Consider the following 12,955-nt stretch of genomic DNA (forward strand, 5'->3'; position numbering starts at 1 on the left):
GCTTGTCCCGCGAAAGGGCCGGTACTGTCAGACACTTTCCTTTATCGCACCCTGATCCCCGCAACTCGCAGCCGTTGACGTATCATTAGCCGCCTAACGGCAACCCTCCCAGGATCGCTTGCGCATGCTCGCCCTTCTCATCCAGACGCTGAACATCACGGCGCCCGTCTTCGCCATGCTGTTCATGGGCGTGCTGCTCAAACGCATCCACCTGATCGACGACAACTTCAACCGGGTGGCCTCGCAGCTGGTGTTCAACGTGTGCATGCCGGCACTGCTGTTTCTCGGCATCTACCACGCCGACCTGGCTACCGCCGTCAAACCTGGCGTGCTCCTCTATTTCGTCGCCGCCACCCTGGTCGGTTTCTCCGTGGCCTGGGGCATGGCGATCTGGCGCAGCCCGCTGGCCGACCGTGGCATCTACACCCAAGGGGCGTTTCGCGGTAACAACGGCGTGATTGGCCTGGCCCTGGCCGCCAGCCTGTATGGCGACTACGGCATCTCGCTGGGCGCGGTACTCGCCGGCCTGGTGATCCTCATGTACAACTCGCTGTCGGCGGTGGTGCTGGCGGTGTACAGCCCCGACCTCAAGTCCGACCCGTGGAGCATCTGCAAGAGCATCCTCAGCAACCCGCTGATCATCAGCGTGCTGGTGGCAACACCCATGGCCTACGGCCAGGTGCCGCTGCCCAACTGGCTGCTCACCTCGGGCGACTACCTGGCGCAGATGACCTTGCCCCTGGCGTTGATCTGCATTGGCGGCACCCTATCGCTGGCGGCGCTGCGCGATTGCGGCAAGCTGGCCATCGATGCCAGCCTGGTGAAGATGGTCTGGCTGCCGCTGGTCGGTACCTTGGGTGCCTGGCTTTGCGGCTTTCGCGGGGCCGAGTTGGGAATCCTGTTCCTGTACATCGGCAGCCCGACCGCTGCGGCCAGCTATGTCATGGCGCGTGCCGCCAACGGCAACCACGAGCTGGCCGCTTCGATCATCGTGATTACTACGCTAATGGCGGCGATCACCACCAATATTGGGATTTTCATCTTGCAGTGGGGCGGATGGATCTAGATCCTTGACTGCAAACAACACAAAAACACTGCCTCACTGAGCTAAAGGACACTTCATGCAAGACCAGAGCACGCCCGAGCGCTTGCAGCGCGGGCTGAAGAACCGCCATATCCAGCTTATCGCGCTGGGTGGGGCCATTGGCACCGGGTTGTTCCTGGGCATCGCCCAGACCATCCAGCTGGCCGGCCCCTCCGTTTTGCTGGGTTACGCCATTGCCGGCCTGATGGCCTTCCTGATCATGCGCCAGCTTGGCGAAATGGTGGTCGAAGAGCCGGTGGCCGGCAGTTTCAGCCACTTCGCCCATCAGTACTGGAGCGAGTTCGCAGGCTTCGTTTCGGGCTGGAACTACTGGGTGGTGTACGTGCTGGTAGGCATGGCCGAACTCACCGCCGTGGGCATCTATGTGCAGTACTGGTGGCCGGAGTTCCCGACCTGGGCGACGGCGGCGATCTTCTTCGTGGTGATCAACCTCATCAACCTGACCCAGGTGAAGGTCTACGGCGAAATGGAATTCTGGTTCGCCCTGGTCAAGGTGGTGGCCATCGTCAGCATGATTGGCTTCGGCGCCTGGTTGCTGGGCAGTGGCCACGGTGGCCCGGATGCCAGTGTGGCCAACCTGTGGCAATACGGCGGGTTCTTCCCCAATGGCGTCACCGGACTGGTGATGGCCTTGGCGGTGATCATGTTCTCCTTTGGCGGCCTGGAATTGGTGGGTATCACCGCGGCCGAGGCGGACAACCCACGCCACAGCATTCCCAAGGCCACCAACCAGGTGGTGTACCGCATCCTGATTTTCTACATCGGTGCCCTGGCGGTACTGCTGTCGCTGTACCCGTGGCAGAAAGTGGTGCAGGGCGGCAGCCCGTTCGTGATGATCTTCCACGAACTGGACAGCGACCTGGTGGCGACCATCCTCAATATCGTGGTGCTGACCGCCGCGCTGTCGGTCTACAACAGCTGCGTCTACGCCAACAGCCGCATGCTGTTCGGCCTGGCCAGCCAGGGCGATGCGCCGCGCCAGCTGCTCAAGGTCAGCCGCAGCGGTGTGCCGTTGACTGCGCTGGGAGTATCGGCGTTCGCTACGGGCATGTGTGTGCTGATCAACTACCTGATGCCGGGTGAGGCGTTCGGCCTGCTGATGGCGTTGGCGGTGTCGGCGCTGGTGATCAACTGGGCGAGCATCAGCATCACTCACCTGAAGTTCCGCAAGGCCAAGCTGGCGGCGGGCATCACGCCTTTCTATCGCAGCTTGTGGCACCCGTTCTCCAATTACCTGTGCCTGGCGTTCATCGTGCTGATTCTGGTGGTGATGTACCTGACCCCGCCGATTCGCATTTCGGTGATGCTGATTCCGGCGTGGATTGCCGTGCTGTATGTGGCGTTCCGCCTGAAGAAGGCTCGACAGGCCAAGGTCTGAGACTGCACTGGCCCTATCGCCGGCAAGCCGGCTCCCACATTGATCCCTGTGGGAGCCGGCTTGCCGGCGATAGGGCCAGTACTGCCCCCCAATCAATCAAGCCTGGTAACTGTCGATCACTTCCTGCGCCGCCCTGAACGCATCGATCGCCGCCGGCACCCCCGTATACACCGCGCAATGCAGCAGCGCCTCGCGAATCTCCTCCACCGTACAGCCATTGTTCAATGCCCCGCGCACATGCCCCTTGAGCTCCTGCGGGCACTTGAGCGCCGTCAGGGTAGCCAGGGTAATCAGGCTGCGGGTTTTCAGCGGCAGGCCGTCACGCGCCCAGACACTGCCCCAGGCGTGTTCGTTGACGAAGTCCTGCAGCGGTTGAGTGAAGTCGGTGGCGTTGCCCAGGGCGCGGTCGACGAACGCATCCCCCATTACCTGGCGGCGAATCTGTTCGCCGGTCTTGCTTTCAGCCATGTTGTTTTCCTTAGTGTTGGCGGCGCCAGGCGCGAACCGTGGTGAACAGCAGCACCACGCCGAGCACTGGCAGGACATAGAACAGCATCAACCGCTCCAGGCGGCCGGCCAGGGGCATGCCGGTGGTGAATGCCACCACGTGCAGGCCGTAGGCCAGGTAAAGGCACAGGAACACCAGCCCTTCGGCGCGGGTGATCCGGTAGCCGGAGTAGAACACCGGCAGGCTCAGGACGGCGACGCCAAGCATCACCGGCAGGTCGAAATCCAGCGCGTTGGGTGAGATGGTCAGCGGCTCGGGGGTGATCAGCGCGGTCATGCCCAATACCGCCAACAGGTTGAACAGGTTGCTGCCGATGACCGTGCCCACGGCAATTTCCCGCTCGCCACGCAGCGCGGCGATCAGTGCTGCGGCGAGTTCGGGGAGGGAAGTGCACACCGCCACCACGGTCAGGCCGATGATGCGCTCGGACAGGCCCAGGTCGGTCGCCACCTCGACGGCGGCCTCCAACAGCAAATGGCCAGCCAGGCTCAGCAGCACGAGGCCGAACAGCACCTGCAGCAAGGTGCCTGACCAGAAGCGAGCGTTACTGCTGGCGAGCGGGCGTGGTGCGGGATAGGTGCGGGCATAGTGGCGCGACTGGTGCCAGAGCATGGCCAGGTAGCCCGCCAGGCCAAGCAGCATCAGCAAGCCTTCCAGCCGGCCCAGGTGGCCGTTGCTGGCCAGCGCGTACACCAGGCCGCTGGCAAGGATCATCAGCGGAATGTCCAGGCGCACCAGCTGGCGGGATACCCGCAGGGGAATGATCAGGGCCGCCAGGCCGAGGATGACCAGCACATTGAAGATATTGCTGCCTACCACGCTGCCCACGGCCACGTCGGGCGCGCCCTGGTAGGCGGCCTGCAGGCTCACGGTCAGCTGCGGTGCGGTGCTGCCGAACGCCACCAGGCTAAGGCCGATGATCAGTGGGCGCACATGCAGGCGCAAGGCCAGGCGCAGGGCCGCGCGCACCATCAGCTCGGCGCCGGCCACCAGCAACAGCAGGGCAGTGCCCAGTTGCAGGAGGCTGAAGGTGGGGAGGGTGGCCAGGTCGAAAATGGTCGGGGCTCCAGTGGCGTCAGTCGCTCAGACCTTGTACCCGGACGCGCGCCGTTCCGCTACGGACCATGCCGATTTTTTCTGCCGCAGCCCGTGACAGGTCAATCAATCGGCCACGGGTGTGGGGGCCGCGGTCATTGATGCGGACGACCACGCTGCGTTTGTTGGCGAGGTTGGTGACCAGCACCCGGCTGCCGAAGGGCAGGGAGCGGTGGGCGGCGGTGAGGCCGTTCTGGTTGAAGGCTTCGCCGCTGGCGGTGCGTTTGCCGTGGTGGCGAGAACCGTAATACGAGGCGGTGCCGGTCTTGTCGTAACCGCTGGAATCGATGTCATGGCTGGCGCAGCCGGCCAGGAGGGAGAAGAGGGCCAGGGTGCCCAGGGATCGTATTAGCAAGATGGAAGCTCCGGTGCTGCCGTTGGGCGCGCTTGGCGGCGCGGGGCTGTAGGAGCGGCCTTGTGTCGCGAAAGGGCCGCAGAGCGGCCCCATGGTCAGATTTCTGCGTAAACCGCTGGGGCTGCTTCGCAGCCCTTTCGCGACACAAGGCCGCTCCTACAAAGCTCACCCTTCGAGCTTGGCCTTGAGCAATTGGTTCACTTGCCCCGGGTTGGCCTTGCCTTTGGAGGCCTTCATCGCCTGGCCGACGAAGAAGCCGAACATCTTGCCGCGCTTGGCCTCGTCGGCCGCACGGTACTGTTCGACCTGCTCGGCGTTGGCGGCGAGCATCTCGTCGAGCATCTTGTCGATCGCACCGGTGTCGGTGACCTGCTTCAGGCCTTTGCTTTCGATGATGCTGTCGGCATCGCCTTCACCGGCGGCCATGGCCTCGAACACGGTCTTGGCGATCTTGCCGCTGATGGTGTTGTCGCGGATGCGCAGCAACATGCCACCGAGCTGCTCGGTGCTGACCGGCGACTGGTCGATCTCGATGCCCAGCTTGTTCAGCAAGCTGCCCAACTCGACCATGACCCAGTTGGCAGCCAGCTTGGCGTCGCCGCCAATCTTCACCACCTGCTCGAAGTAGTCTGCCTGTTCACGGCTGGAGGCCAGCACGTTGGCGTCGTAGGCCGACAGACCGTACTGGCTCTGGAAGCGCTCGACCTTCTGCGGCGGCAGCTCCGGCAAGCCGGCGCGGATGGTTTCCAGGAAGCTGTCCTCGATGACCACCGGGAGCAGGTCCGGGTCGGGGAAGTAACGGTAGTCGTTGGCTTCCTCCTTGCTGCGCATGGAGCGGGTCTCGTCCTTGTTCGGGTCGTACAGGCGGGTTTCCTGAATGACCTTGCCGCCGTCCTCGATCAGGTCGATCTGGCGCTGGATCTCGCTGTTGATGGCGCGCTCGATGAAGCGGAACGAGTTGACGTTCTTGATCTCGCAGCGGGTGCCGAACTCGGTCTGGCCTTTCGGCCGGATCGAGACGTTGCAGTCGCAACGCAGCGAGCCTTCGGCCATGTTGCCGTCACAGATGCCCAGGTAGCGCACCAGGGCATGGATCGCCTTGACGTAGGCCACGGCTTCCTTGGCGCTGCGCATGTCCGGTTCGGAGACGATTTCCAGCAGCGGCGTGCCGGCACGGTTCAGGTCGATACCGGTGGAACCGCTGAAGTCTTCGTGCAGGCTCTTGCCGGCGTCTTCTTCCAGGTGCGCACGGGTCACGCCGATGCGCTTGATGGTGCCGTCTTCCAGGGCGATGTCCAGGTGGCCCTTGCCGACGATCGGCAGGTCCATCTGGCTGATCTGGTAGCCCTTGGGCAGGTCCGGGTAGAAGTAGTTCTTGCGCGCGAACACGTTGCGCTTGCCGATTTCGGCATCGATCGCCAGGCCGAACATGCAGGCCATGCGCACGGCTTCCTGGTTCAGCACCGGCAATACGCCGGGCATCCCCAGGTCAACCAGGCTGGCCTGGGTGTTCGGCTCGGAACCGAAGGTGGTGGCGCTGCCGGAGAAGATCTTCGACTGGGTGGCCAGCTGGGTATGAATCTCCAGCCCGATCACAACTTCCCATTGCATGTGTGAATTCCTCAGAAGCCGTTAGGGGCGCGGGTGTGCCAGTCGGTGACTTGCTGGTAACGGTGCGCGACGTTGAGCAGGCGGCCTTCCTGGAAGTACGGGGCCAGCAGCTGCACGCCGACCGGCAGGCCATCGACGAAGCCGGCTGGCATCGACAGGCCCGGCAGGCCCGCCAGGTTGGCGGTGATGGTGTAGACGTCTTCAAGGTAGGCGGCGACCGGGTCGCTGCTCTTGGCGCCGAGCTTCCAGGCCGGGTTCGGCGTGGTCGGGCCGAGGATCAGGTCGACGCCTTCGAAGGCGGCCATGAAGTCGTTCTTGATCAGGCGGCGAATCTGCTGAGCCTTGACGTAGTAGGCATCGTAGTAGCCAGCCGACAGGGCGTAGGTGCCGACCATGATGCGTCGCTGCACTTCGGCGCCGAAGCCTTCGCCACGGGAGCGCTTGTACAGGTCGGTGAGGTCTTTCGGCTCTTCGCAGCGGTAGCCGAAGCGCACGCCGTCGAAACGCGACAGGTTGGACGAGGCTTCGGCGGGCGCGATCACGTAGTACGCCGGAATGGCGTGCTGCATGTTCGGCAGGCTGATTTCCTTGACCACCGCGCCGAGCTTTTCCAGCTCCTTGACGCTGGCCTGCACCAGTTCGGCAATGCGCGGGTCGAGGCCGGCACCGAAGTACTCCTTCGGCAGGCCGATGCGCAGGCCCTGCAGCGAGGCATTGAGGTTGGCGCTGTAGTCCGGCACCGGTTCGTCGATGCTGGTGGAGTCCTTGGCGTCGAAGCCGGCCATGCCTTGCAGCAGCAGGGCGCAGTCTTCGGCAGTGCGGGCCAGCGGGCCGCCCTGGTCGAGGCTGGAGGCGTAGGCGATCATGCCCCAGCGCGAAACACGACCGTACGTCGGTTTCAGGCCGGTGAGGTTGGTCAGGGCCGCCGGCTGGCGGATCGAGCCGCCGGTGTCGGTGCCGGTGGTGACCGGCAGCAGGCGCGCAGCCACGGCCGCGGCAGAGCCGCCGGACGAGCCGCCGGGCACGTGCTCCAGGTTCCACGGGTTCTTCACCGCGCCGTAGTGGCTGGACTCGTTGGCCGAGCCCATGGCGAATTCGTCCATGTTGGTCTTGCCCAGGGTGACCATGCCGGCTTCGGCCAGTTTGGCGACCACGGTGGCGTCATACGGCGCCTTGAAGTTGTCGAGCATCTTCGAGCCGCAGCTGGTGCGTACGCCGTTGGTGCAGAACAGGTCCTTGTGGGCGATGGGTGCACCCAGCAACGTGCCGGTCTCGCCAGCGGCGCGACGGGCGTCGGCGGCACGGGCCTGGCCCAGGGCCAGTTCCTCGGTGACGCTGATGAAGCTGTTGAGTTGCGGGTCGAGCTGCTTGATACGCGCCAGCAGGGCGCCGGTCAGCTCTTCGGAGGAAAACGACTTGTCGGCGAGTCCGCGGGCGATCTCGGCCAGGGTCAATTGATGCATGGCAGGCTCTATCCCTTACTCGATGACTTTGGGAACCAGGTACAGACCGCTTTCGGTCGACGGTGCGATCGCCTGGTAGGCGTCGCGCTGGTTGCTTTCGGTGACTTGGTCCGGGCGCAGGCGCTGGCTGGCCTCCAGGGGATGGGCCAGGGGCTCGATGCCGGTGGTGTCGACCGCTTGCATCTGGTCGACCAGGCCGAGAATGCTGTTCAGGGCGTCGGTAATGCGTGGCAGTTCGCCTTCATGCAGGCCCAGGCGGGCCAGATGGGCGATCTTTTCCACGTCGCAGCGTTCAAGCGCCATGGGAATCTCCAGGGGAAACAAAGAACGGAAAAGGGTCCGTGATGAGGAACATGTCAGCTTTCTGGCGGTCATACGGCCGCGATCATCGGCTGGCATGCTCGGAAAAACGACCAATTTAACATATTGGCTCCTTGCCCAAAATCCCCGCCATTGTTAGAGTTTGCCGCACTTTTTTACCCACGCTTTCCCCAGGGTCACTTTCCCATGTTCAAGAAACTGCGTGGCATGTTTTCCAGCGATCTGTCCATCGACCTGGGTACTGCCAACACCCTTATTTACGTGCGTGAGCGCGGTATCGTCCTGAATGAGCCCTCGGTTGTTGCCATCCGTACCCATGGCAATCAGAAAAGCGTCGTCGCTGTCGGTACCGAGGCCAAACGTATGCTGGGCCGTACGCCTGGCAACATTGCTGCCATTCGTCCGATGAAGGACGGCGTCATCGCCGACTTCAGCGTTTGTGAAAAAATGTTGCAGTACTTCATCAACAAGGTTCACGAGAACAGCTTCCTGCAGCCCAGCCCTCGCGTGCTGATCTGCGTGCCGTGCAAGTCGACCCAGGTAGAGCGCCGCGCGATTCGCGAGTCGGCCCTGGGTGCCGGTGCCCGTGAAGTGTTCCTGATCGAAGAACCGATGGCCGCAGCCATCGGTGCCGGCCTGCCGGTCGAAGAGGCACGTGGCTCGATGGTCGTCGATATCGGCGGTGGTACCACCGAAATCGCGCTGATCTCGCTGAACGGCGTGGTCTATGCCGAGTCCGTGCGTGTGGGCGGCGACCGCTTCGACGAAGCCATTGTCACCTACGTGCGCCGTAACTACGGCAGCCTGATCGGCGAATCCACCGCCGAGCGCATCAAGCAGGAAATCGGCACCGCCTACCCGGGCGGCGAAGTGCGCGAAGTCGACGTGCGTGGCCGTAACCTGGCCGAGGGCGTCCCACGCGCCTTCACCCTGAACTCCAATGAAGTGCTGGAAGCCCTGCAGGAATCGCTGGCGACCATCGTTCAGGCGGTCAAGAGCGCCCTCGAACAGTCGCCGCCGGAACTGGCCTCCGACATCGCCGAGCGCGGCCTGGTGCTGACCGGTGGTGGTGCGCTGCTGCGTGACCTGGACAAACTGCTGGCCCAGGAAACCGGCCTGCCGGTGATCGTCGCCGAAGACCCGCTGACCTGCGTCGCCCGTGGCGGCGGTCGCGCGCTGGAAATGATGGACAAGCACGCGATGGACCTGCTCTCGAGCGAGTGATCTGCGCAGCTTTCGAGTGCCCGGTTTACAGGTAGCACGCGCAGTGCTACCTGTATGCGCTGGGCTGGCGTCCTTCCGGGCGTCGTTTCCGTCAACCCGCAACCAGGCTGGTGCGTCTTTCCATGTCCAATGACCTCCTGAGTCGTCCACGAGGAACGGCCCATTAAACCGCTTTTTTCCAAGGGCCCTTCGCTGGGCGTTCGCCTGCTGGTATTGGTGGTGCTGTCGGTCGCGCTGATGGTGGTGGATGCGCGTTTCGACGTGCTCAAGCCGGTGCGCAGCCAGATGGGGCTGGTGCTGATGGAGTCGTACTGGATCACCGACCTGCCACAGCGCATGTGGCAAGGTGTGGCCGGCCAGTTCGGCAGCCGTACCGAACTGATCGCTGAAAACGAAAAGCTCAAGACCGAGGCCCTGCTGCTGCAGGGGCGCCTGCAGAAGCTGGCGGCCCTGACCGAGCAGAACGTGCGCCTGCGCGAGCTGCTCAATTCCTCGGCGCTGGTCAATGAAAAGGTTGAAGTGGCCGAACTCATCGGGGTCGACCCGAACCCGTTCACCCACCGTATCCTGATCAACAAAGGCGAGCGCGATGGCGTGTTCCTCGGCCAGCCGGTGCTCGATGCCCGCGGCCTGATGGGCCAGGTGGTCGAGCTGATGCCGTACACCTCGCGCGTACTGCTGCTCACCGACACCACCCACAGCATTCCGGTGCAGGTCAACCGCAACGGCTTGCGTGCCATCGCCAGCGGCACCGGAAACCCGGAGCGCCTGGAGTTGCGTCACGTGGCCGACACTGCCGACATCAAGGAAGGCGACCTGCTGGTGAGCTCTGGCATGGGCCAGCGCTTCCCGGCCGGCTACCCGGTGGCCACGGTCAACGAAGTGATCCACGACTCCGGCCAGCCCTTCGCCATCGTTCGCGCCATCCCAACCGCCGCGCTCAACCGCAGCCGCTACATGCTGCTGGTGTTCAGCGACCGACGCACGCCGGAACAGCGCGCCACCGACGCCGCGATTGCCCAGGAAGAAGCTGACCGCAAGGGCGCGACGAGCCTGACCCCGCCTGCTGCCAGTGGCGAGCAGGCCGCGCCTGCCAGCGCTCCGGCCCCCGCCGCGGCGGCACCTGCTCCGGCAGCCGTCCCCGCCAGCCCAGCCCCGGCGCCCGCAGCGCCGGCTCATCCTCGGAGGCAATGATGGCCAAGTCGCGCCGTAATCACGGTTGGGTCATCTGGCTGACGTTCGCCATCGGCCTGCTGCTCAGCGTTTCGCCCATGCCCCAGTTTCTCGAAGTGTTCCGGCCCATGTGGCTGGCGCTGCTGGTGTCGTTCTGGACGCTCATGGTGCCGAACAAGGTCGGCATGACCACCGCCTTCGTGCTGGGTCTGGCCGAGGATGTGCTGTACGGCACCCTGCTCGGGCAGAACGCCCTGATCCTGACCCTGATCACCTTCCTGGTGCTCTCCCTGCAGCAGCGCTTGCGTATGTTCCCGATGTGGCAGCAGTGCCTGGTGATTCTGGTGATCTTCGGTATCGCCCAGTTGATCCAGCTGTGGCTCAGCGCGCTCACCGGCAACCGCTTGCCGACCCTGGCACTGGTCTGGTCAGCGGTGATCAGCGCCTTGCTCTGGCCATGGATCAGTTTTGCCCTGCGCGACTTGCGCCGGCGCTTGCATATCAACTGACGGCGCTGCCGCGACTGACAGGGAGATGTCTGCATGAACCCACTTTACCTGGCCTCCGGCTCCCCCCGTCGGCGTGAACTGCTGACCCAGATTGGCGTGCCGTTCACGGTCACCACTGCCCCGATCGATGAAACCCCGCTGCCTGGCGAAAGCGCCGAGGCTTACGTCGAGCGCCTGGCCCTGGCCAAGGCCGAAGCCGGTCTCGCCAACCTGGCCGGCCCGGCCGTGGTGCTTGGGGCAGACACGGCGGTGGTGCTCGATGGTCGTATTCTCGGCAAACCGGAAAACCGCGAACATGCCTTGGCCATGCTGGCCGAACTGGCGGGCCGTGAACATCAGGTACTGACCGCGGTAGCGCTGAGCGATGGCTCACGCAGCCAGAGCCTGTGTGTCAGCAGCAACGTGCGTTTTCGCCCGATCAGCACAGCAGAAGCACAACGATACTGGACCAGCGGCGAACCGGCGGACAAGGCCGGGGGCTACGCCATCCAAGGCCTGGGTGCGGTGTTCGTGACCGGGCTTGAGGGCAGCTACTCCGCCGTGGTCGGCCTGCCCTTGAGCGAAACGGCAGACTTGCTCGCCCAATTCGGTATCGCCTGCTGGCAGGTACCGGCGCTTTGCCAGAGGTAAAAAACCAGCGGTAGCCAGCCTGGCACGCGCGATCCATCATTACCGAAGACCTTTGACGAGAGCCTGCCATGAGTGAAGAGATCCTGATCAACATCACCCCGATGGAGTCACGTGTGGCGGTGGTGGAAAACGGGGTGCTGCAGGAAGTGCATGTAGAGCGCACCCTGCGCCGCGGCATCGTCGGCAATATCTACAAAGGCAAGGTTGTACGCGTGTTGCCGGGGATGCAGGCGGCGTTCGTCGATATTGGCCTGGAACGCGCGGCGTTCATCCATGCCTCGGAAATTTCCCAGCGTGAAGGCTCGGCGGTGGAGACCATCACTGCCCTGGTACATGAAGGCCAGGCCCTGGTGGTTCAGGTGACCAAGGACCCGATCGGGACCAAGGGCGCGCGCCTGACCACCCAGCTGTCGATACCCTCACGCTATCTGGTGTACATGCCGCGCAGCAGCCATGTCGGTATTTCCCTGAAGATCGAAGACGAAGCCGAGCGTGATCGCCTCAAGCAGGTGGTCAGCGACTGCATGAACAACGAGAACATCAAGGACGCCGGCGGTTTCATCCTGCGTACCGCCGCCGAGGGCGCGCGCGCCGAAGAAATCCTGCAGGACATCCGCTACTTGCGCCGCCTGTGGGAGCAGATCGGCAGCCAGATCCAGACCTGCGGTGCGCCCACGGTCATCTACGAAGACCTTGGTCTTGCCTTGCGCACCCTGCGCGACCTGGTCAACCCGAAGATCGAGAAGATCCGCATCGACTCGCGGGAGACCTTCCAGAAAACCACGCAGTTCGTCGGCGAATTGATGCCGGAGATTGCCGATCGTCTGGAACATTACCCTGGCGAACGACCGATTTTTGACTTGTATGGGGTCGAGGACGAAATCCAGCGTGCACTGGAGCGCAAGGTGCCGCTCAAGTCGGGTGGCTATCTGGTGGTCGATCCGGCTGAGGCGATGACCACCATCGACGTCAACACCGGTGCCTTCGTCGGTCACCGCAACCTCGAAGAAACCATCTTCAAGACAAATCTCGAAGCGGCCACCGCCATTGCCCGGCAGCTGCGCCTGCGCAACATCGGCGGGATCATCATCATCGACTTCATCGACATGGAAGACGAAGAGCACCAGCGCCAGGTACTACGTACCCTGGAGAAGCAGCTCGAGCGCGATCACGCCAAGACCAACATCATCGGCATCACCGAGCTGGGTTTGGTGCAGATGACCCGCAAGCGCACCCGTGAAAGCCTCGAACAGGTCCTGTGTGAACCCTGCGTCGCCTGCCAGGGCCGTGGCAAGCTGAAGACGCCTGAAACCATCTGTTACGAAATCTTCCGCGAGATTCTCCGTGAAGCCCGCGCCTATCAGGCCGAAGGCTACCGGGTACTGGCCAACCAGAAGGTGGTCGACCGTCTGCTCGACGAAGAATCCGGTAATGTGGCAGAACTGGAAGCCTTCATCGGCCGAACCATCCGCTTCCAGGTCGAGTCGATGTACTCGCAGGAACAATACGATGTGGTGCTGCTCTGAGGCCTTCTGATGCACACCACGTGATGGCCGGGCTGGCAAAAGCGACGCCAGCGGCCA

General features: G+C 63.6%; 12 protein-coding genes and 1 pseudogene. 7 read left to right on the forward strand and 6 right to left on the reverse strand.

The genetic code is table 11. The features are described from left to right. Window positions 1-124: 124 nt before the first annotated feature. Both ACIPZG_RS01065 and ACIPZG_RS01070 read left to right on the forward strand, forming a co-directional pair. Window positions 125-1,066, forward strand: a complete 942-nt coding sequence (locus tag ACIPZG_RS01065) for an AEC family transporter (protein WP_400709333.1) — start codon at window positions 125-127, stop codon at window positions 1,064-1,066. Window positions 1,067-1,121: 55 nt separating this feature from the next. Further along, window positions 1,122-2,483, forward strand: a complete 1,362-nt coding sequence (locus tag ACIPZG_RS01070) for an amino acid permease (protein ID WP_400709335.1) — start codon at window positions 1,122-1,124, stop codon at window positions 2,481-2,483. A gap of 96 nt (window positions 2,484-2,579) precedes the next feature. Here ACIPZG_RS01070 and ACIPZG_RS01075 read toward each other — a convergent pair whose 3' ends face one another. The 6 genes from ACIPZG_RS01075 to gatC form a co-directional block, all read right to left on the reverse strand. Next, the gene (locus ACIPZG_RS01075) at window positions 2,580-2,951 is read right to left on the reverse strand and encodes a carboxymuconolactone decarboxylase family protein (protein WP_400709338.1); all 372 of its coding nucleotides are present in this window, start codon (window positions 2,949-2,951) and stop codon (window positions 2,580-2,582) included. A 10-nt stretch (window positions 2,952-2,961) separates the two neighbouring features. Next, window positions 2,962-4,005 (reverse strand): calcium/sodium antiporter, encoded by a 1,044-nt coding sequence (locus ACIPZG_RS01080; protein WP_400710840.1) that lies wholly within the window; start codon window positions 4,003-4,005, stop codon window positions 2,962-2,964. A 61-nt stretch (window positions 4,006-4,066) separates the two neighbouring features. Beyond that, entirely contained in the window at window positions 4,067-4,441 is a 375-nt protein-coding gene (locus tag ACIPZG_RS01085) for a septal ring lytic transglycosylase RlpA family protein (RefSeq protein ID WP_400709341.1), read from the reverse strand. A gap of 165 nt (window positions 4,442-4,606) precedes the next feature. Then, window positions 4,607-6,052 (reverse strand): Asp-tRNA(Asn)/Glu-tRNA(Gln) amidotransferase subunit GatB, encoded by a 1,446-nt coding sequence (gene gatB / locus ACIPZG_RS01090; protein WP_400709344.1) that lies wholly within the window; start codon window positions 6,050-6,052, stop codon window positions 4,607-4,609. An 11-nt stretch (window positions 6,053-6,063) separates the two neighbouring features. After that, window positions 6,064-7,515 carry an Asp-tRNA(Asn)/Glu-tRNA(Gln) amidotransferase subunit GatA gene (gene gatA / locus ACIPZG_RS01095; protein ID WP_008092517.1) on the reverse strand — a complete coding sequence of 484 codons (1,452 nt, stop codon included), beginning with the start codon at window positions 7,513-7,515 and terminating at the stop codon, window positions 6,064-6,066. Window positions 7,516-7,530: 15 nt separating this feature from the next. Beyond that, window positions 7,531-7,818, reverse strand: coding sequence for an Asp-tRNA(Asn)/Glu-tRNA(Gln) amidotransferase subunit GatC (gene gatC / locus ACIPZG_RS01100; protein WP_008092515.1), 288 nt, complete (start codon window positions 7,816-7,818; stop codon window positions 7,531-7,533). 204 nt (window positions 7,819-8,022) lie between these two features. Between gatC and mreB the strand changes: the two genes are divergently transcribed. The 5 genes and pseudogenes from mreB (at window position 8,023) to rng (ending at window position 12,898) form a co-directional block, all read left to right on the forward strand. Further along, complete coding sequence (gene mreB, locus ACIPZG_RS01105) at window positions 8,023-9,060, forward strand: rod shape-determining protein MreB (RefSeq protein ID WP_003255163.1); 1,038 nt, start codon at window positions 8,023-8,025, stop codon at window positions 9,058-9,060. Window positions 9,061-9,222: 162 nt separating this feature from the next. Beyond that, complete coding sequence (gene mreC, locus ACIPZG_RS01110) at window positions 9,223-10,254, forward strand: rod shape-determining protein MreC (RefSeq protein ID WP_400710843.1); 1,032 nt, start codon at window positions 9,223-9,225, stop codon at window positions 10,252-10,254. Beyond that, window positions 10,254-10,742, forward strand: coding sequence for a rod shape-determining protein MreD (mreD, locus tag ACIPZG_RS01115; RefSeq protein WP_008092508.1), 489 nt, complete (start codon window positions 10,254-10,256; stop codon window positions 10,740-10,742). The genes mreC and mreD overlap by 1 nt, the downstream gene beginning before the upstream one ends. A 33-nt stretch (window positions 10,743-10,775) precedes the next feature. Further along, window positions 10,776-11,386, forward strand: a pseudogene (locus ACIPZG_RS01120) (Maf family protein). Window positions 11,387-11,440: 54 nt separating this feature from the next. Continuing rightward, complete coding sequence (gene rng, locus ACIPZG_RS01125) at window positions 11,441-12,898, forward strand: ribonuclease G (RefSeq protein WP_008092503.1); 1,458 nt, start codon at window positions 11,441-11,443, stop codon at window positions 12,896-12,898. The last annotated feature ends 57 nt before the right edge of the window (window positions 12,899-12,955 follow it).

The sequence above is a fragment of the Pseudomonas sp. NPDC089395 genome (genome assembly GCF_044749525.1).
In the GTDB taxonomy this organism is placed as follows: Bacteria; Pseudomonadota; Gammaproteobacteria; order Pseudomonadales; family Pseudomonadaceae; genus Aquipseudomonas.

Excerpts from the sequence above, each read along its gene's own strand:
- ACIPZG_RS01065 (WP_400709333.1), top strand. The coding sequence starts at position 125 with ATGCTCGCCCTTCTCATCCAGACGCTGAACATCACGGCGCCCGTCTTC.
- ACIPZG_RS01070 (WP_400709335.1), top strand. The coding sequence starts at position 1,122 with ATGCAAGACCAGAGCACGCCCGAGCGCTTGCAGCGCGGGCTGAAGAAC.
- ACIPZG_RS01075 (WP_400709338.1), bottom strand. The coding sequence starts at position 2,951 with ATGGCTGAAAGCAAGACCGGCGAACAGATTCGCCGCCAGGTAATGGGG.
- gatB (WP_400709344.1), bottom strand. The coding sequence starts at position 6,052 with ATGCAATGGGAAGTTGTGATCGGGCTGGAGATTCATACCCAGCTGGCC.
- gatA (WP_008092517.1), bottom strand. The coding sequence starts at position 7,515 with ATGCATCAATTGACCCTGGCCGAGATCGCCCGCGGACTCGCCGACAAG.
- gatC (WP_008092515.1), bottom strand. The coding sequence starts at position 7,818 with ATGGCGCTTGAACGCTGCGACGTGGAAAAGATCGCCCATCTGGCCCGC.
- mreB (WP_003255163.1), top strand. The coding sequence starts at position 8,023 with ATGTTCAAGAAACTGCGTGGCATGTTTTCCAGCGATCTGTCCATCGAC.
- mreD (WP_008092508.1), top strand. The coding sequence starts at position 10,254 with ATGGCCAAGTCGCGCCGTAATCACGGTTGGGTCATCTGGCTGACGTTC.
- rng (WP_008092503.1), top strand. The coding sequence starts at position 11,441 with ATGAGTGAAGAGATCCTGATCAACATCACCCCGATGGAGTCACGTGTG.